The organism is Robiginitalea sp. SC105 (assembly GCF_014243345.1).
In the GTDB taxonomy this organism is placed as follows: Bacteria; Bacteroidota; Bacteroidia; order Flavobacteriales; family Flavobacteriaceae; genus Robiginitalea.
Map to the genome: position 1 here is coordinate 1,371,978 of NZ_JACLZF010000002.1, position 17,825 is coordinate 1,389,802.

The following is a 17,825-nucleotide window of genomic DNA, read 5'->3' on the forward strand; positions in this document are numbered from 1 at the left end:
GCATGTTCGGAGATTTGATGGGAATGATGGGCAAACTCAAGGAGTCCCAGGAAAAAGTAAAGGCAACCCGGGAGCGCCTCGCCACGGTAACCCTGGAGGAATCCAGTTCGGACGGCCTCCTGGGCGTAACCGTATCTGCTTCCCGGGAAATAAGGGATATCCGCATCGCCGATGAGCTGCTGCAGGACAAGGAGCAGCTGGCGGATTACCTGGTTACCGTATTGAACAAGGCCCTCAAAAAAGCCGGCGACATTCACGATACGGAGCTTGCAGCTGCCGCCAGGGAGGGTATGCCCGACATCCCGGGGCTCGATAATTTCCTGAAGTAGAAATCCGTGGAATTCTGTAACTTGGGAATACCTATCGCCTTGCTATGTTAGAATACCGGAAAGATCCCGGCGGAGGCTACCGTTTCGTGGTAAAAAGCGAACAGGGCCACCCGCTCCTGGAAAGCGTTTCCTTCCCGAACCGGGAGGATGCCCGGGACCAGGTGCGGCAGTTAAAGCCTGCCGCACTGGACCCCGTGAGTTTTGAACGCCGTACCGACCACAGGGGACGTTTCCAGTTTACCCTGCGGACGCAGGGTGGCCGGGTGGTGGGCCACAGCCAGTTCTACCGGTCCGAAGCCGGGATGGAAAACGGCATCACCAATATCCGGAGGCGCCTGGCCGACCTGGACCCCTGAAAGCACTTACAGGGAGATACCGGAAAGGATTTCCAGAACGCGCTCGTGCATCCTGTCCGTATAATCCAGGTGGGTAACCATCCGCAGTTTTCCCTGACCCATCCCTATCAGGCGGATTCCCTGTTGACCGAGTTTTTCCACCAGGTCCGAATCCGATGCGCGGGGCGTATCCAGTTCAAAGATCACGATGTTGGTCTCCACCGGGGCCACATAGCGGACAAAGTCAAGGGAGCTTAGCAGTTCGCCTATTTCCCGGGCTTTTTGGTGGTCTTCCCCGAGCCGGTCTATATGGTGGTCCAGTGCGTAGATGCCGGCTGCCGCGAGGTAACCGGCCTGCCGCATGCCTCCCCCGAGGACTTTCCGGATTCGAAGCGCTTCATCCATGGCTTCCCGGGAACCCACCAGCAGCGACCCTACCGGGCATCCCAGGCCCTTGCTCAGGCAGACACTGATCGTATCGAAGGTTTCCCCGAAAAAAGCCGGGGTACCCGCCCCGTTGGCCAGGGCATTCCAGATCCGGGCCCCGTCCAGGTGCAGGGCGAGCCCGTGCTTGTCGCAAACCGCACGGATCTTTCGGAGCTCCTCCGTGTCCCAGCAGGCGCCGCCCCCTTTGTTGGTGGTATTTTCAATACACACCAAACGGGTTCTCGGGCTGTGGTAGAAATCGGGGGGGTTGATCGCATCTTCCACCTGTTCGGCGCGCATCATCCCGCGCTCCCCGTCCACCAGTTTACAGGATACCCCGCTGTTGAAGCTCACCCCGCCCCCCTCGTAATTGTACACATGGGCGTATTTATCGCAGATGAGCTGGTCTCCCGGCCGCGTATGGTATTTTATCCCCGTCTGGTTGGCCATGGTGCCACTGGGGAAAAAGAGGGCGGATTCCATGCCGAAATAGGCCGCGACCTTCTCCTCAAGGGCGGTAACCGTTGGGTCTTCCTTGAATACGTCATCCCCTACCCGCGCCTGCATCATGGCCTTGAGCATCCCGGGCGTCGGCCGGGTAACCGTATCGCTGATCAGGTTTATCTCCACGGCATGGGCGTTTCGTCGAAGCAACCCGAACCAATGGGTGATCCGTCCGGTATTTTTGGCGCATCGGGTACCTTGAACAGTTCGGGATGCTCCCGGAACCGGTCAATCCTCCGGACCATTTCCCGGGCAATGTCCGAATCGCCGTTCCGCAGCATTTTTCCGCGGATCCCGTCCAGGGTCCCCTGGGCAATGGCATTGACCTGCGGGTGGACGGAAGTGTCCTTGGCCAAGACCATCAGGTGCTCCAGCGTCCTGAAGCCCACCACTTCTGTAATCTTTTCTTCATAGGAGCCGCTTGCCCGGGATTCAAAGGCCGTTTCCACCAGAGGCCCGAGCAAATCATCCAGGCCCGGCAGGGAAGGGTCAAGGGCATGCTGGTGTACCAGGCGCGAGGCGCGCTCGGGGTGCAGCAGGAACCCCAGGGTCATATCGGCAGATGTCTCGGCGGCCCCGAGAGCGTCAAAGGAAGGGCCGGTCCTTCCCTTGAAGGATTCCCTCCCGGCCTGGTACCCCATGGCCCGCGGTGGGAACCACTGCAGGGTTTTTTCAGGGATTGCCAATTGGGGCGCCTCAAGGGTATGCAAAATGCTTTCCAGCGCCTTTTCCTGCTCGCGGGCAGGCACCGGCATCCACGGGTCCGCCTCCTGACCGCGAACCGCATAGTTGTAATCGAGCCCCCCGATCAGTTTGCTGACCGCCTCGGTCTGATAGCGGTGGAAGAAATACAGGGGCACAAAAACGTCTTCAAGCACACTGAAGGGTTCGCCTTCCCGGATGTTGGCAGGGGAAAACTGCTCCATGGCGCGCCGGCGTACCTCCAGTACCCGGTCGAGTTCATCGGCCGGTGCCGCCCCGTTGTCCCAGAGGTGGCCGTAGGCATGGGCGCCGCCAGCCGGTCGGGCATCCCGGTCCGAAATATAGCGCAACCCGCCTGCCTCTGCTTTCCGGAGGATGGCTGCGAGTGCCGCCCCTTCGTCCGTGCCTTCCGGAAAATCAGAATAGGCGTAGGCCACGATCACCTTATCCCACTCCCCGATACCGGTATCATAGGCATCCGAAAAATCGATCCGGCCTTCCTCCAGGCCGATGTACGGGTGCGGGTAATCCATGACCGAGGCGCGGCCATTGGTGCTGGCGGCAAAATTGTGTGCAAAGCCCAGGGTATGCCCGATTTCGTGGGCAGATAGTTGGCGGATCCGGGCCAGGGCCATGTCGAGCATGGGGGATGTGGTTTCGCCGGAGGAGGCAAAAGGGGCACCGGCCAGTGCCTGGGCGATCATGAAGTCCTGTCGGATCCGCAGGCTCCCCAGGCTAACATGGCCCTTGATGATTTCCCCTGTCCTCGGGTCGGCCACGCTGCTGCCATAGCTCCAGCCCCTTGTGGACCGGTGTACCCACTGGATCACGTTGTAGCGCACATCCAGGGGATCGGCGTCGTCCGGGAGCATTTTGACCTGGAAAGCATTGGTATAGCCGATGGCTTCAAATGCCTGGTTCCACCATCGCCCCCCTTCCAGTAGGGCGGAACGCACCGGTTCGGGCGTCCCGTTGTCCAGGTAGTACACAATCGGTTCCACCGCTTCACTTTGTGCGGCTGCCGGATCCTTTTTTTCGAGGCGGTGCCTGGGGATAAAGCGCTTTACGATGGGTTCCTGCACCGGGGTTGCATAGTCGTAATAGCTGAAGGGATAGGCCCCGCTTCGCGCGTCGAATGCGCGCTTCTCAAAACCGGGGCCGGGCAGTTCGATCAGGGAATGATGCTGGGCTACCGTCACCAGTTTGGCATTTGGCGCGACGGAGCGGATGTATTGACCCTTGGGATCCCCCTTGAAGGTGAGCAGCACATCGAGTTCAATATTCTTCGGGAAGGCCCTGCTGCGTTCCAGGTTGACAGCGCTTTTGCTGCTGTCCAGGCTGTAGGTCCCCTGGCCGGTCTGCTGCAGTCTGTCGGAGACACCGTGCATGTCCTGCATCAGGAAAGGGGTCAATTCGACAATGTGCCGCTCCCCGATGGTCTCGACAATTGGAAAGCCGAAAAGGATGGACCGCGCAAAGGCCTGTTCCACGGATTTGCGTTCCAGGTCATTTTCGGTAATGGCCCGGTATTCCAGGTTCGGCTGGATGAGCAGGAGCTTGTTGCCTGCTTTCCGAAAAAACACGACTTGCTCGTTGCCCAACTGCCCGCGGTCCAGGCCGATATCGTTGCTGCCTATGCCGCTGCTCAGGGAATATACGTAGAGGAACTCCGTATCGAGCTTATCCACGTCGAGGTAGACCTTTCCCTCGGAGTCGTCGTAATAAAAATCGAAGAAGCCTTCGAATTTCTGATAGTCCTTGCTTTTTTCCTGAAACTGCCCAGGTACCAGCAAGGGACAAAGCAGTAGCAGGAGGAGTGCTAACCGGTTTTTCATGAGGTGTGATTTGCGGCTAAAAGTAGCCAAAAAACGAGGGAATCAAAATAAGGATCACGTAAAAATACAGGGGTAAAATTCCTTGGAAGGTCCCTGTGGCGGCCATAAATTGGTTACAATCAAAAAAGATGGCGTTCGGGGGGGCGTTGACCAAAAAAGTTGGTATATTTTGAAAAATCTTCCGAAATGTCAGGTGACAACACCACCATCTTCACCTCCTACGACCGAAATCCGAAACTCTACGATGAGTTATACGACCCCGACGGGAAAGTGACCAAAGTCTACAAAAAGCTGTTCAAGTTATATGGCAAACACTCCATAGCGGATTATTACGAGCTCAACAACAAAGCCAAGGCGTCCTTCTTTAACCAGGGCATCACCTTCCGGGTGTACAGCGAGGAAAAGACCAATGAAAAGATATTCCCCTTCGACCTTTTCCCCCGCATCATCGGCGCAGCAGAATGGGAACACATCGAATCGGGGGTCAAACAGCGCTGCCTTGCGCTGAACAAATTCCTGTGGGACCTCTACCACGACCGGGAGATCCTCCGGGATGGGGTCGTCCCCCTGGAATTGGTGACCACTTCCGAGAATTACCTGGACCAGATGATCGGTGTGGACCCGCCGGGCGGGATCTATACACACATATCCGGAACGGACATCATACGCCACAACGACGGAAAATTCTATGTGCTGGAAGATAACATCCGTTGCCCCTCCGGGGTGAGTTACGTGCTGAGCAACCGGACGGCCCTCAAACGGGCCCTGTTCGGCGTCTTCAACCACTACAATGCCCATACGGTTACCAACTATGCCGAAAACCTGCTGGAATTGCTGGAGACGGTCAAGCCGGCCGGTGTGGATATCCCCACCACCGTGGTACTGACACCGGGGATGTACAATTCGGCCTTTTACGAGCACAGCTACCTGGCCAAGACGATGGGGGTGGAACTGGTGGAAGGGCGGGACCTTTTCGTGGAAAATGATTTTGTCTACATGAAGACCATCGCGGGGCCGGAAAAGGTGGATATCATCTACCGCCGCATCGACGATGCCTTCCTGGACCCGCTGGAATTCAGGAAAGATTCCTCTCTTGGGGTACCCGGCTTGTTCGCCGCCTATAAAAAGGGGAACGTCACCATCGCCAATGCCCCGGGTACCGGGGTGGCCGATGATAAGGCAGTCTATACCTACATGCCGGATATCATCCGGTACTACCTGGACGAGGAGCCCATCCTGAACAATGTAAAGACCTACCACTGCAGCCGGAAGGACGAGTTGGAATACGTACTGGAGCATATCCGGGAACTGGTCGTCAAACCGGTGGACGAGGCAGGGGGGTATGGCATTTCCATCGGGAATACCCTGACAGATGAACAGGTGGAGCAAGTCAGGAAGGACCTGCGGGCGTCGCCCAGGAAATACGTGGCCCAGCCCATCCTCTCCCTTTCGGTGCATCCCACCTATATCGAGGAATCCCAGTCGTTCGAGCAGCGGCACATCGACCTGCGCACCTTTACCGTAATGGGCCCGGAAAAGAGCTTCGTGCTCAAGGGCGGCCTGACGCGCGTGGCGCTGAGAAAAGGCAACCTTATTGTTAATTCATCCCAGGGCGGAGGCTCCAAGGACACCTGGGTACTAAAAAAATAACCACATGCTGGCGAGAGTCGCTGACAATCTTTTCTGGATGGGACGTTATATCGAGCGGGCCGAACATACGGCGCGTTATTTAAACGTCAATTATTTTTCCTCCCTGGACGCACCCAATACCACCTCGCAGTCCCGCGATTTTGTGTTGCGTTCCATGCTTTTTTTGGTGGGGGAGCCTGCCGAGAAGTCCGAGAAGCTGGATGAAGACAAGGTGTTGTACCGCATTGGCATGGACCGGGGCTTCTCCCCCTCCATCATCAACTCGATTTCATATGCGCGTGAAAATGCGCTCTCTGCCCGTGACCTGATATCCACGGAACTGTACGAATCCATCAATAAGTTTTACCACTTTGCGGACTCCTACCCTACCAAGAAATTCGTCAAAACCGGCCTCTACGAATTTACTTCTCAGGTCACGGAAATGACCGCGGTGCTCCGGGGCAAGATCCGGGGAACGCTGCTGCACGATTCAATCTACGCCATCATCATGATGGGGGTCAACCTGGAACGCGCCCTGCAGATCACCCGGATCATCAATGCAAAATACAACGACGCCAAGAAATCGCCCGGGAGTTACGGGGACCGGTTCCGGAACAGCTTTGAGTGGACGACCCTCCTCAAATGCGCGGAATCCTACGACATGATGCGCCGCCACTACAAAAAAACCCCCAACAGCCTGTGTACCCTGGAATTCCTGATCCTGAACCCCAGGTGCCCCCGCTCGGTGATGAACAGCCTGAACCAGGTGTACCGGCACGTGCGAACCCTGGACCCGCTGAAAATCCACGACAAGGATTCCACCGCCTTTAAGGTGGGGAAGGTGCGGGCGGAATACCAGTTTAAACGTATCGAGGATATTGAAGGGGATGTGCAGGCCTTCATCGAGCACATCCTAAATGAACTATCCGAGATCGGGATCCAGATGGAAAAAGAGTTTTTCCACTATTGAGATTCCCGTTTTTGAAATACCTTCACCCCAGACCCCAATTGTTTGATGGCCCAATTATACACCATCCGCTATACTGCCGAAAACCACTACGACCACCCGGTGGTGGAAGCCAGCTGGCAATTCCTGATCGTACCGCAGGAAAACGAGACCCAATCGCTGGTGCGCATCGATTTCTCCAACAGCCGGAACGCCCGCTGGGAATTCTCGCAAAACGGCTTCGGCTTTATCACCATACGCGTCCGCAACCGCCACGAGTTGTCCGATATTTCCTTTGAAGCCGCCTTTGAGCTGATCAAGGAGGAGGTAAACCCGTTTGCTTTTGACCTGTCCGAGGTGCCGCCCTATAACCCGGAAAACCTGCAGGATATGGGGTTTCGCCTGGAACACCAGATGTTCCTGAAGCCCACGCCCCTAACCCGGCTCCCGGAGGACACCGGTTGCTTCCGGTTTGACCACGGGCGGAATTGCCTTGAAAATCTGGCGGATCTGAATACCTGGGTGTACAAGGCCCTGAAATATACCCCCGGACTGACCGGGGTGGACACCCCCCTGACCGAAGTGCTGGAGATCCGACAGGGCGTTTGCCAGGACTTTTCACACCTTTTCATCGGTATTGCACGGGCCCATGGCATCCCGGCCCGCTACGTCTCAGGATACCTGCACCAGGGCATGGGTTACGCGGGGGATGCGCAAATGCACGCCTGGGCGGAAGCCCTGGTCCCCGGTCTCGGTTGGTGCGGGTTTGACCCCACCAACAACCTGATGGCTGCCTCCGACCACATTAAGGTGGCCCATGGCCGCGATTATGCGGATTGTGCGCCTATAAAGGGCGTGGTTTTCGGGAAGGGGGACAACCGCAGCAACCACCAGGTACAGGTAACCAGCCAGCAATGATCCGAAGCGGAATATCCTGGGGTCCGATTCATAAAAACGCCTTACTTTTACACTCCAAATACAGTACTAATGATAGAGAAATTCAAGTCTCTTATGGAACGCCTCGGCGCGTTAAGGAGGTATCTTTGACATAGATGCCAAACGCATCGAAGTTCAGAATGAGGAAGAAAAGACCCTGGAGCCCGGTTTCTGGGATGACCCGGTGACCGCCCAGGAGTTTATGAAAAGCCTGAATGCCCGGAAGGGCTGGGTAGAGGAATTTGAGGAGGCCGAACGGCTCCTCGGGGACCTGGAAGTGCTGGTGGAATTCTATGAAGCCGACGAGGCGGAAGAAAAAGAAGTAGCCAGGCAGCTGCGCCTGGCCACCGAGGCCGTCGAAAAACTCGAATTCCGGAACATGCTCTCGGACGAGGGGGACGACCTGACGGCCGTACTCCAGATAACGGCAGGTGCAGGGGGCACGGAAAGTTGCGACTGGGCTTCCATGCTGATGCGCATGTATATGATGTGGGCCGAGAAAAACCGGTATAAAGTCCGGGAGCTCAATTACCAGGAAGGGGACGTGGCCGGCATCAAGACAGTTACCCTCGAGATTGAGGGGGCCTACGCCTTCGGATGGCTCAAAGGCGAGAACGGGGTACACCGGCTCGTGCGGATTTCCCCCTTCGACAGCAACGCCAAACGACACACTTCCTTTGCTTCGGTCTACGTATACCCGCTGGTCGATGACAGCATCGAGATCGAGATCAACCCGGCCGATATCGAGATTACCACGGCCCGCTCCAGCGGGGCCGGGGGCCAGAATGTGAATAAGGTGGAAACCAAGGTGCAGTTGGTCCATAAACCCACAGGCATCCAGATTTCCTGTTCGGATTCGCGTTCCCAGCACGACAACCGGGCTACCGCCCTGAAAATGCTGAAGTCCCAGCTCTACGAAATTGAGCTTCGCAAAAAGCAGGAGGCCCGGGAAGCCATTGAATCCTCCAAGATGAAGATCGAATGGGGTTCCCAGATCCGAAACTATGTCATGCACCCCTACAAACTCGTAAAGGATGTGCGGACCGGGGAGGAAACGGGAAACGTGGACGCCGTGATGGACGGGGAAATCGACGACTTCCTGAAAGCCTTCCTGATGATGACCGGACAGGAGAATTCTGCCTGATAAACCCGAATAATCCCTTTTGACATGCTGACCATCTATCACAATCCCCGTTGCCGGAAATCCAGGGAAGGCCTGGCCATCCTGGAAGCCTCGGGGAAGCCCTTTACGGTTGTAAAATACCTGGATACCCCACTTTCCCGGGAAAAAATCCGGGAAATTTTGGACAAACTCGGCATGCCTGCCAAATCACTGGTGCGTACCGGGGAATCCATCTGGAAGGAAAAGTTCCGCAGTCAGGAGTTCAGCGAGGCCGAACTCATCCAAGCACTGGCCGATCACCCCAAACTCCTGGAGCGCCCCGTGGTGACCAGCGATACGGCCGCCGTCCTGGGCCGCCCGCCGGAGCGTATACAGGAATTCCTGAAAGGCTGAAAATCAAGTTGTTTAACCATTTTGGGGTCTTTAACAAACATTTAACCAAGGGCGGTTAAACCCTGCCCGCATATAACAATCTAAATAGACGACACATGAGAACACGTGTAGTACTGACATTAATGCTTATAGGAGGGCTGTTTGCAGCCGAAGCCCAGTACGGGTATGGCAACAATCCTTATTACGGCGGTCGCCGCCGGAACGTGGTGCCCCAGGCGGAAGCCCCCCCCAAGAAAGTAGAGCCCAAAACCGCCGAGGAATTGGTATCCGAGGAAATGCCCGGGATCATCCAGGCAGTGGGACTCAACGAATTCGAGGCAGCCGTGGTTTCTTCGATCCTGACGAAATACGTGCAGAAGCGTATGGAGTTGCAGATCCTGGAACTGACCCCGGAAGCGACCCAGGAAGCCCTGGAACGCCTGGGGATCGATCAGCGCAGGGAACTGGAAGAAGGCCTGCCGGAGGATAAATACCAGGCGATGATTGAACTGGAGGAAAGCCGGTACAATACGAAAAAGTTCAAAAAGAAAAAGAAAAAACAGAAAAAGAAAACCTAGACACACATGAGACAATTCCTAGTCCTGCTCATCGCAGCAATTTCCCTGAACCTGCAGGCACAGCCCCCCCAGGGTCCGGGAGAAAAAAGCATCACACTGACCGGTACGGTACTGGATCAGGACTCGGGAAGGCCTCTCGAATACGCCACCCTCGTTTTAGAGAAGGTTGGCGACCCCACAAGCCTATCCGGCGGTATAACCGATATCGACGGCAAATTCAACGTGTCTGCGGAGCCCGGCCGCTACAATATCCGGGTAGAATACATATCCTACAGGCCCTATACGCTCGAAAACCAGCTCCTCAACGAATCCCGCGACCTCGGGGTCATCCGCATGTCTGTGAATGCTACGGAACTTGAGGCAGTTGAAGTGGTTGGGGAGCGCACTACCGTAGAAGTGCGCCTGGACAAAAAGATTTACAATATCGGGAAAGACCTCACCAACAGCGGGGCTACGATTTCAGATGCCCTGAACAACGTGCCTTCCGTGACGGTGGATGTGGAAGGGGCCATCAGTCTCAGGGGCAATGAAAACGTGCGTATCCTGATCAACGGCAAACCCTCGGCACTGGCCGGATTCGGTTCTACCGAAGCGCTTCAGCAGTTGCCGGCCGATGCGATCGAAAGGGTGGAAGTGATTACCAGCCCCTCTGCCCGGTACGATGCCGAAGGGACCGCAGGGATCCTGAATATCGTCCTGAGGAAAGAAAAAACCCTGGGATTCAACGGCTCCGTCAACACCTATATTGGCGTCCCGGTCAATTCCGGGATTACGGCAAACGGGAATATCCGTACGGATGCCTTCAACCTCTTCAGCACCATCGGATACCGGTACCGGGATGCCCCCGGAAACGGCTACTTTGACAACACCTATACCTCGGGGTCCTTTGACCGGGTCATCGAGGACCGCGACATCAACAGGCTGGACCGCGGCCTGAACCTCAATGTAGGGATGGAATATTTCCTGAACGACCAATCCAGCCTCACAGGTAGTTTCTTCTACAGGCTGGGGAACGATGATGACCAGACGGATAACAATACCACCCGCTTTGTGGGCAGTGGCATAGACAGCCGCACCCTGCGGCAGGAACAGGAGTCCGAAGACGACCGCAGCTACCAGTGGGCCCTGAACTACACGAATAATTTCAATGAAGACGGGCACAAACTGACCGCCGACGTCCAGATAGGGCGCGACCGGGAAGATAAGGCTACCACCATTGAGGAGCGAACCACCTTCCCGCAGGACGGGCTGGTTGCCCTGGAAAATGTAGCGGAGAAGGAGAATTCCAATGAATACCTGATCCAGGCAGATTATGTGCTGCCCATGGGCGAATCCCAGTTCGAGGCCGGATTCCGGTTTGACCTGGAGGAGGAAATCTCGGATTTTCGCCTGGATTCCCTCGACAGGGCCAGCGGACAGTTCAGGGTCAACGAACTGCTGACCAACACCTTTACCTATAATGAGGATGTGTATGCAGCCTATACCCAATACGGGAGCAAATTCGGGAAGTTTTCCTTCCTGCTCGGGCTGCGTCTTGAAAATACCCGCCTGAGGGGGAAACTGGAATCGGAATTTGACCCCACGGCCCTGGAAGACGAACTCGGGGTGGACGTGGACGTGAATTTCGACAAGAATTACCTCGGGCTCTTCCCGACCGTCAATTTGATTTACGAGATCGGGGAAAACGAGAATATTTCCCTGGGGTACAACCGCCGGATCAACAGGCCCAGGGGGTGGTTTATCAACCCCTTCCCCTCCCGGAATTCGCGGACGAATATCTTCCAGGGGAACCCGGACCTGAACCCCGCATTTTCAAATACCTTCGATCTGGGGTACCTCAAACGGTGGGATAAATTAACCTTCAATACGTCCATCTACTACCAGCGGGAAACCGATTCCTTCGAACGGGTACAGGAATCCACCGGGCAAAGCACCACGGACGGGATCGACATCATCCGTTCCATCCCGATCAACCTCTCGACCAACCAGCGATACGGGGGCGAGGCCAGCATCCTCTTCAACCCCTCGCGGAAATTCCGGATCAATTCGAGCTTCAACATATTCCGGTTTGTGAACGAGGGATTCTTTAACGGGGTAGACTACGGGGCCGAAAATACCAGCTGGTTTGCGCGCCTGGGATCGAAGATCACCCTCCCGGCCAAAATTGAATGGCAGACGAATGCCTTTTACTTTGGACCACGCCAGAATGCCATCACGGATACCAAGGGGATTTTCTCCCTGAACCTGGCGTTCAGCAAGGATATTATCAAAGAAAACGGGACGCTCACCCTCAACGTGAACGACTTTTTCAATTCCCGGAAACGCCGTTCCTTTACCGAAACCGAATTCTTTACCTCCGACAGCGAGTTCCAGTGGCGGCAACGTACGGTAACCCTTTCGTTTATCTATCGCTTCAACGAGCAGAAAAAACGGAACGGGGGCCGCGGGGATGGCAACTATGACGACGACGGGGAGTTCGAAGGAGGTTCCTGACAGGGCTCCCGGTCCCTGGGGGGGTGCACAAAAAAAGAGCGGGAAATTATCCCGCTCTTTTTTTGTGCCTGTATACTTAAACCTTGAAGGCCTGTAACGCCTGGGGAATCCCCGGCCGGCCTAGGCTTCGCGACGGCGGGCCTTTTTGGCTTCGCGGCGTTCCTTCCAGAGTTCGATCAGGTTTCCCCCGAGCCAGTAAGGCACGACAAAGGCCAACAGGAAAATCATCAGCCAGAAGCCGATGGTTACAATCGTCAGGAAGGCCAGAAAACCGAGGTATTGATCAAACTCGAACATATCTTTTACTTTATAGCACAAAGATAGTGGGAATCGCGCCAAACGTGCAAATCAAATTTTAAAAAAGCGCCCCGGCCCCACCCGCTCCCGCATCGGAATAATTGGGACGAATCCGTACCTTTGGTCAAAAGATCCCAAGATGGAATACCGCATAGAAAAAGACACCATGGGCACGGTAAAGGTGCCGGCAGACAAATTATGGGGGGCCCAGACGGAGCGCTCGCGCAACAACTTCAAAATCGGGCCGCCCGCATCCATGCCCCTGGAAATCGTTTATGGCTTTGCCTACCTGAAGAAGGCCGCGGCTTACGCCAATTGCGACCTGGGGGTGCTGAAGCAGGAAAAACGGGACCTGATCGCGCAGGTATGCGATGAGATCCTGGAGGGGAAACACGATGACCAGTTCCCGCTGGTCATCTGGCAAACCGGTTCCGGTACCCAGAGCAACATGAACGTCAACGAGGTGATCGCCAACCGGGCCCATGAACTGGCCGGCCATAAAATCGGCGAGAGGGAAAAAACCCTTCAGCCCAATGACGATGTCAATAAGTCCCAGTCTTCAAATGATACGTTCCCCACGGGCATGCACATTGCCGCCTACAAGAAAATACACGACGTGACCCTGCCCGGGGTCCGGGCATTGCGGGATACCCTGCATGCCAAGGCCACGGAGTATATGGACGTGGTCAAGATAGGCCGGACCCACCTGATGGATGCCACCCCCCTCACCCTTGGACAGGAATTTTCGGGCTATGTTTCCCAACTGGACCACGGCCTCCGCGCTTTGGAAAACACCCTGGAGCACCTGTCGGAGCTGGCATTGGGAGGTACTGCAGTCGGGACCGGCCTGAATACTCCAGATGGGTATGCGGAAAAGGTAGCCGGTTATATCGCCGAGTTCACGGGCCTGCCCTTCGTGACAGCCCGCAATAAATTTGAGGCGCTGGCTGCCCATGATGCCCTGGTGGAAACCCATGGCGCCCTGAAACAACTCGCAGTATCCCTGAATAAAATAGCCAACGACATCCGGATGATGGCTTCCGGGCCGAGATCGGGAATCGGGGAAATCCTGATCCCAGCCAATGAACCGGGCAGTTCCATCATGCCGGGCAAGGTCAATCCTACTCAGTGCGAGGCGCTTACCATGGTTTGCGCCCAGGTGATGGGCAATGACGTAGCCATTTCCGTTGGCGGTACCCAGGGGCACTACGAACTGAATGTATTCAAGCCGGTAATGGCGGCTAATGTCCTGCAATCTGCCCGTTTGTTGGGGGATGCCTGTAAGAGCTTCGATGAACACTGCGCTTCAGGGATCGAACCGAACCTCAAAACCATTGAAAAACTCGTCAACAATTCCCTGATGCTGGTTACGGCACTCAATACCAAAATCGGGTATTACAAGGCTGCAGAAATTGCAAATGCAGCCCATGAGAACGGTACCACCCTGAAGGAGGAAGCTGTGCGCCTGGGGTATGTGACCGAGTCGGAATATGATGCCTGGGTGCGGCCGGAGGACATGGTCGGGAGCCTGAAGAAATAGTCTGCCCCCTCATAAAATAAAAAGGCCGCCCGATTGGGCGGCCTTTTTCGCTTAAGTGATAGTGTTTATTACTTCAGTTCGAATTTATTCGTTCCGAGTAAGGTTAAGCGATCATCATATACATTCACCATGTAGTTTCCTTCTGCAAACTCACCGGAGTAGTTGCTGACGAAGTCGCACACATCCAGGGTGCTGTTTTCATAGTAGAAGTTGGTCGCCTTCGTGTAGGTAATGGTAGGGCCTTCCTCCACGGAAGTGGTGTTGCCACCGCCCAGTACATTCCCCTGCGGGTCCAGTACTTCGATATAGAATTCCCGGTCACCGGCCTCGGCGATCACGTTGTCGGCAACGGTAAAGCACACCTTGATCTTGTCCGTACGACGGGCACGGGTAGTGGAGGCAAGGTTGCCGTTGTTGCGTTCGCGAACGGCGTCAACAGAGAATTTGGTGAGGTTCAGGGCAGATCCGCGCTCAACGGCATCAGCCAGCTGGGTGTTCTGAACAACCAGGGAGTCGTTGAAGATGGTCTGCTTCTCCAGCTCTGTGAAGGTGCTGTCGCGCTGCATGGCGATCAGGGTATTGGATTCCCTGAGGGAATCGACCTGGCGCAGCAGTTCTTCGCGCTCCTCTTTCAGGATGGAAACCTGGCGGCGGTAGCGGGAAAGCGTGGACAGGTCAGCCTTCATGGCTTTCACACTGTCAATGTATTTGGCGATGTTGTCGCGGGCGGCCACCAGTTCTTCGTTGGTAGCGTTGCTTTCCAGAATGGCCTTGTCGTATTCCGACTTCAGGCTGTTCAGGTCCTCGACTACCAGTTCTTTCTCCTGGGTGAGTACCGCTTCATTCTTTTTCTTCTCCTGGTAAAGCGTAACGGTATAGATGATCGTCCCCAAAAGGATGACACCCAACAGACCGGCTATTACCTTTAAACCATTATTGTTCTTAGTTTCTGACATAGTCTTAAAAATTAATTTCTTCTATTTGGTTTTTGTTTGTACCACTCTATATACGTCAATAGGGCGGACCTTAGATTACCCAAAGCCAAAAAATACGCACTCAATTTCGTTCAGCCCCCTGAATACCGTATCTTTAGGCCTCTTAATTTTCTTAAAAAAAATTCAAAATGAAGAGAATTTTCTCCCATGTACGCCTTTTGAAGCCTGTAATTCCCATGCTTGCCCTGACCCTTTGCATCAGTAGCTGCAAAGAAGAAAAGAAAACCGAAACCGCGGCAACCGAGCCGGCCACGACCATTGAAAAACCGGCAGCCCTCCCCACCGTGCACCCGATATCCCACGCTACCGCAGTCCTCGAGTGGGATGGCACCACTATTTACATTGACCCGGTTGGCGAGGCTTCCGCTTTCGATGCCTACCCCGCCCCCGACCTCATCCTGGTAACGGACATCCACGGCGACCATTTCAGCCCGGAAACCCTCTCGGCCCTGGACACCGGGAGTGCGCGGTTAATCGTGCCCGAGGCAGTAGCCAAACAAATGAGGAACCCGCTGGCGGAGAAGGCGGAAATCCTCCCCAACGGTTCTGAAACGGAAGCATTCGGATTAACAGTTACCGCCATCCCCATGTACAACCTGCGGGAAGAGGCACTGGACTTCCATGCCAAGGGTCGCGGCAACGGGTATGTCCTGGAAAAGGACGGCACACGGGTCTATTTTTCAGGGGATACGGAAGACATCCCGGAAATGCGGAACCTCGAGGCCATCGATATGGCTTTTGTCTGCATGAATTTGCCCTTCACAATGACGGTAGAGAGCGCGGCGGATGCCGTACTGGATTTTGCACCCCGGCAGGTGTACCCCTATCATTACCGCGGGCGTCCGGATGTAAGCGACGTCAACAGATTCGGCGAAATGGTCCGGGCGGGGAACCCGGACATAGAGGTGGTCCAACTGGACTGGTATCCGGGGGAAGCCTACTAAAAGCACAGTTTTGTAACAATCCCAATATTTGATCGTCCATTAAACAGCGCCGGACATCCCCTGCCCCGGATCGGCCGTTCTCCGGTCATTAAACAAAAAGCCCGCCGTAATGGCGGGCTTTTTTTGCGTTCCGGCGGCAATCAGTTCCGGACCAGCTTCTTGTATTTGAGCCTCTTGGGGATGCTGTCTGCCCCAAGGCGTTTTTTCCGGTTCTCCTCATAGTCCGAGAAGGACCCTTCGAAGAAATACACCTGGGAATCGCCTTCAAAGGCCAGGATGTGGGTACAGACCCTGTCCAGGAACCACCGGTCGTGGGAAATGACCACGGCACACCCTGCAAAATTGTCCAGGCCTTCCTCCAGCGCCCGGAGCGTATTCACGTCCAGGTCGTTGGTGGGCTCGTCCAGCAGCAGGACGTTGCCTTCTTCCTTCAGGGTCATCGCCAGGTGCAGCCGGTTGCGTTCCCCCCCGGAGAGCATGCTCACTTTTTTGTTCTGCTCGCTGCCCGAAAAATTGAACCGGCTCAGGTAGGCCCGCGAGTTGACCTGCCGCCCGCCCATGTTGATCAGCTCCTGGGAATCGCTGAAATTCTGCCAGATGGTTTTCTCAGGATCGATGTCCGAGTGGCTCTGGTCCACATAGGCGATCTTTACGGTATCCCCTACCTCAAAACTGCCCTTGTCCGGGGTTTCCTCCCCCATGATCATCCGGAAAATAGTCGTTTTCCCGGCGCCATTGGGGCCGATTACGCCAACAATGCCCGCCTGGGGCAACCTGAAATTCAGATCCTCGTAAAGTAGTTTGTCCCCATAGGCCTTGCTGACGCCCCTGGCCTCGATCACATTGGTACCCAGCCTGGGGCCGTTAGGGATGTAGATCTCTAGCTTCTCATCCAGTTGCTTCTGGTCCTGGCTGAGCAATTTGTCGTAGTTGTTCAATCGGGCTTTTTGCTTTGCCTGCCGGCCTTTCGGGCTCTGGCGGACCCATTCCAGCTCCCGCTCCAGCGTTTTCTGCCGTTTGCTGGCCTGTTTTTGCTCCTGGGCCAGCCGTTTGGCTTTCTGTTCCAGCCAGCTCGAATAATTGCCCTTCCAGGGAATGCCTTCCCCTCGGTCCAGTTCCAGAATCCAGCCCGCCACATTATCCAGGAAATACCGGTCGTGGGTTACGGCGATCACCGTGCCTTTGTATTGGGCGAGGTGGTGCTCCAGCCAATGCACGGATTCGGCATCCAGGTGGTTCGTTGGCTCGTCCAGTAACAGGATGTCAGGCTCCTGCAGCAATAACCGGCACAAGGCCACCCGCCGCCGCTCCCCGCCGGAGAGGACCCCGATTTTCTTGTCGGGTTCCGGCGTCCGGAGCGCATCCATGGCCAGTTCCAGCTTGGAGTCGAGCTCCCATGCGCCGGCGGCATCGATCTCGTCCTGCAACCGGGCCTGCTTGTCCATGAGCTGCTGCATCTTGTCGGCATCCTCATAGACCTCCGGCAGGCCGAACATATCGTTGATCTTGTTGTATTCATCCAGGATGCGAACCGTTTCGGCGGCGCCTTCGCGCACTACCTCCAGGACCGTCTTCTCGTCGTCCAGTTTGGGTTCCTGCTCCAGGTAACCCACCGTGTAACCCGGGGAAAAAACGACATCCCCCTGGTGGTTCGTATCCTCCCCGGCAATGATTCGCAAGAGGGTGGATTTCCCGGAGCCATTAAGCCCGAGGATACCGATTTTGGCCCCGTAGAAGAAACTCAGGTAGATGTTCTTGAGAACCGGGGTGTTCGCATTCTTATAGGTCTTGGATACTCCGGACATGGAGAAAATGACCTTTTTGTCGTCCGACATAGCTGA

General features: G+C 55.6%; 16 protein-coding genes. 11 read left to right on the plus strand and 5 right to left on the minus strand.

The window, feature by feature from the left end; all coding sequences use genetic code 11:
* Window positions 1-2: 2 nt before the first annotated feature.
* Both H7F20_RS15150 and H7F20_RS15155 read left to right on the plus strand, forming a co-directional pair.
* Window positions 3-329, plus strand: a complete 327-nt coding sequence (locus H7F20_RS15150; RefSeq protein WP_185787006.1) for a YbaB/EbfC family nucleoid-associated protein — start codon at window positions 3-5, stop codon at window positions 327-329.
* A 44-nt stretch (window positions 330-373) separates the two neighbouring features.
* Entirely contained in the window at window positions 374-685 is a 312-nt protein-coding gene (locus tag H7F20_RS15155) for a YegP family protein (protein WP_185787007.1), read from the plus strand.
* Between the two features lie 6 nt (window positions 686-691).
* Here H7F20_RS15155 and H7F20_RS15160 read toward each other — a convergent pair whose 3' ends face one another.
* Both H7F20_RS15160 and H7F20_RS15165 read right to left on the minus strand, forming a co-directional pair.
* The gene (locus H7F20_RS15160; protein WP_185787008.1) at window positions 692-1,720 is read right to left on the minus strand and encodes a GntG family PLP-dependent aldolase; all 1,029 of its coding nucleotides are present in this window, start codon (window positions 1,718-1,720) and stop codon (window positions 692-694) included.
* Window positions 1,711-4,131, minus strand: a complete 2,421-nt coding sequence (locus H7F20_RS15165) for a zinc-dependent metalloprotease (protein ID WP_185787009.1) — start codon at window positions 4,129-4,131, stop codon at window positions 1,711-1,713. Before H7F20_RS15165 ends, H7F20_RS15160 begins: the two co-directional genes overlap by 10 nt.
* Before the next feature lie 186 nt (window positions 4,132-4,317).
* Between H7F20_RS15165 and H7F20_RS15170 the strand changes: the two genes are divergently transcribed.
* The 7 genes from H7F20_RS15170 to H7F20_RS15200 all read left to right on the plus strand — a co-directional run bounded on the left by H7F20_RS15170 (window position 4,318) and on the right by H7F20_RS15200 (window position 12,208).
* Window positions 4,318-5,781 (plus strand): circularly permuted type 2 ATP-grasp protein, encoded by a 1,464-nt coding sequence (locus H7F20_RS15170; RefSeq protein WP_185787010.1) that lies wholly within the window; start codon window positions 4,318-4,320, stop codon window positions 5,779-5,781.
* Window positions 5,782-5,785: 4 nt separating this feature from the next.
* Window positions 5,786-6,730 carry an alpha-E domain-containing protein gene (locus H7F20_RS15175; protein ID WP_185787011.1) on the plus strand — a complete coding sequence of 315 codons (945 nt, stop codon included), beginning with the start codon at window positions 5,786-5,788 and terminating at the stop codon, window positions 6,728-6,730.
* A gap of 45 nt (window positions 6,731-6,775) precedes the next feature.
* Complete coding sequence (locus tag H7F20_RS15180) at window positions 6,776-7,624, plus strand: transglutaminase family protein (protein ID WP_185787012.1); 849 nt, start codon at window positions 6,776-6,778, stop codon at window positions 7,622-7,624.
* A gap of 69 nt (window positions 7,625-7,693) precedes the next feature.
* Window positions 7,694-8,786, plus strand: a protein-coding gene (gene prfB, locus H7F20_RS15185) for a peptide chain release factor 2 (RefSeq protein ID WP_185787013.1) whose coding sequence is annotated in 2 segments (ribosomal slippage) — window positions 7,694-7,750 and window positions 7,752-8,786 — 1,092 coding nt in all. Because the reading frame shifts where the segments join, the coding sequence is not laid out codon by codon here.
* A 24-nt stretch (window positions 8,787-8,810) separates the two neighbouring features.
* Window positions 8,811-9,158, plus strand: coding sequence for an arsenate reductase (glutaredoxin) (gene arsC, locus H7F20_RS15190; protein WP_185787014.1), 348 nt, complete (start codon window positions 8,811-8,813; stop codon window positions 9,156-9,158).
* A 95-nt stretch (window positions 9,159-9,253) separates the two neighbouring features.
* Window positions 9,254-9,715 carry a hypothetical protein gene (locus H7F20_RS15195; protein WP_185787015.1) on the plus strand — a complete coding sequence of 154 codons (462 nt, stop codon included), beginning with the start codon at window positions 9,254-9,256 and terminating at the stop codon, window positions 9,713-9,715.
* A 6-nt stretch (window positions 9,716-9,721) separates the two neighbouring features.
* Window positions 9,722-12,208: a TonB-dependent receptor domain-containing protein gene (locus H7F20_RS15200; protein WP_185787016.1), complete on the plus strand. Its 2,487-nt coding sequence runs from the start codon at window positions 9,722-9,724 to the stop codon at window positions 12,206-12,208.
* A 120-nt stretch (window positions 12,209-12,328) separates the two neighbouring features.
* Here the strand turns inward: H7F20_RS15200 and H7F20_RS15205 are convergent, their stop codons facing one another.
* A complete protein-coding gene (locus H7F20_RS15205; protein WP_185787017.1) occupies window positions 12,329-12,505 on the minus strand; it encodes a hypothetical protein in 177 nt (58 codons plus the stop codon).
* A gap of 139 nt (window positions 12,506-12,644) precedes the next feature.
* On the opposite strand from H7F20_RS15205, the gene fumC reads away from it, so the two are divergent.
* Window positions 12,645-14,045 (plus strand): class II fumarate hydratase, encoded by a 1,401-nt coding sequence (fumC, locus tag H7F20_RS15210; protein ID WP_185787018.1) that lies wholly within the window; start codon window positions 12,645-12,647, stop codon window positions 14,043-14,045.
* A gap of 68 nt (window positions 14,046-14,113) precedes the next feature.
* On the opposite strand, the gene H7F20_RS15215 is transcribed toward fumC, so the two are convergent.
* A complete protein-coding gene (locus H7F20_RS15215; protein ID WP_185787019.1) occupies window positions 14,114-15,001 on the minus strand; it encodes a hypothetical protein in 888 nt (295 codons plus the stop codon).
* A 167-nt stretch (window positions 15,002-15,168) separates the two neighbouring features.
* Between H7F20_RS15215 and H7F20_RS15220 the strand changes: the two genes are divergently transcribed.
* A complete protein-coding gene (locus tag H7F20_RS15220; protein ID WP_185787020.1) occupies window positions 15,169-15,984 on the plus strand; it encodes an MBL fold metallo-hydrolase in 816 nt (271 codons plus the stop codon).
* Between the two features lie 140 nt (window positions 15,985-16,124).
* Here the strand turns inward: H7F20_RS15220 and ettA are convergent, their stop codons facing one another.
* Entirely contained in the window at window positions 16,125-17,819 is a 1,695-nt protein-coding gene (ettA, locus tag H7F20_RS15225; protein WP_185787021.1) for an energy-dependent translational throttle protein EttA, read from the minus strand.
* Window positions 17,820-17,825 lie beyond the last annotated feature (6 nt).

Coding starts and splice junctions, on each gene's coding strand:
- H7F20_RS15150 (WP_185787006.1), top strand. CDS start 3: ATGTTCGGAGATTTGATGGGAATGATGGGCAAACTCAAGGAGTCCCAG.
- H7F20_RS15155 (WP_185787007.1), top strand. CDS start 374: ATGTTAGAATACCGGAAAGATCCCGGCGGAGGCTACCGTTTCGTGGTA.
- H7F20_RS15165 (WP_185787009.1), bottom strand. CDS start 4,131: ATGAAAAACCGGTTAGCACTCCTCCTGCTACTGCTTTGTCCCTTGCTG.
- H7F20_RS15170 (WP_185787010.1), top strand. CDS start 4,318: ATGTCAGGTGACAACACCACCATCTTCACCTCCTACGACCGAAATCCG.
- H7F20_RS15175 (WP_185787011.1), top strand. CDS start 5,786: ATGCTGGCGAGAGTCGCTGACAATCTTTTCTGGATGGGACGTTATATC.
- H7F20_RS15180 (WP_185787012.1), top strand. CDS start 6,776: ATGGCCCAATTATACACCATCCGCTATACTGCCGAAAACCACTACGAC.
- arsC (WP_185787014.1), top strand. CDS start 8,811: ATGCTGACCATCTATCACAATCCCCGTTGCCGGAAATCCAGGGAAGGC.
- H7F20_RS15195 (WP_185787015.1), top strand. CDS start 9,254: ATGAGAACACGTGTAGTACTGACATTAATGCTTATAGGAGGGCTGTTT.
- H7F20_RS15200 (WP_185787016.1), top strand. CDS start 9,722: ATGAGACAATTCCTAGTCCTGCTCATCGCAGCAATTTCCCTGAACCTG.
- H7F20_RS15205 (WP_185787017.1), bottom strand. CDS start 12,505: ATGTTCGAGTTTGATCAATACCTCGGTTTTCTGGCCTTCCTGACGATT.
- fumC (WP_185787018.1), top strand. CDS start 12,645: ATGGAATACCGCATAGAAAAAGACACCATGGGCACGGTAAAGGTGCCG.
- H7F20_RS15215 (WP_185787019.1), bottom strand. CDS start 15,001: ATGTCAGAAACTAAGAACAATAATGGTTTAAAGGTAATAGCCGGTCTG.
- H7F20_RS15220 (WP_185787020.1), top strand. CDS start 15,169: ATGAAGAGAATTTTCTCCCATGTACGCCTTTTGAAGCCTGTAATTCCC.
- ettA (WP_185787021.1), bottom strand. CDS start 17,819: ATGTCGGACGACAAAAAGGTCATTTTCTCCATGTCCGGAGTATCCAAG.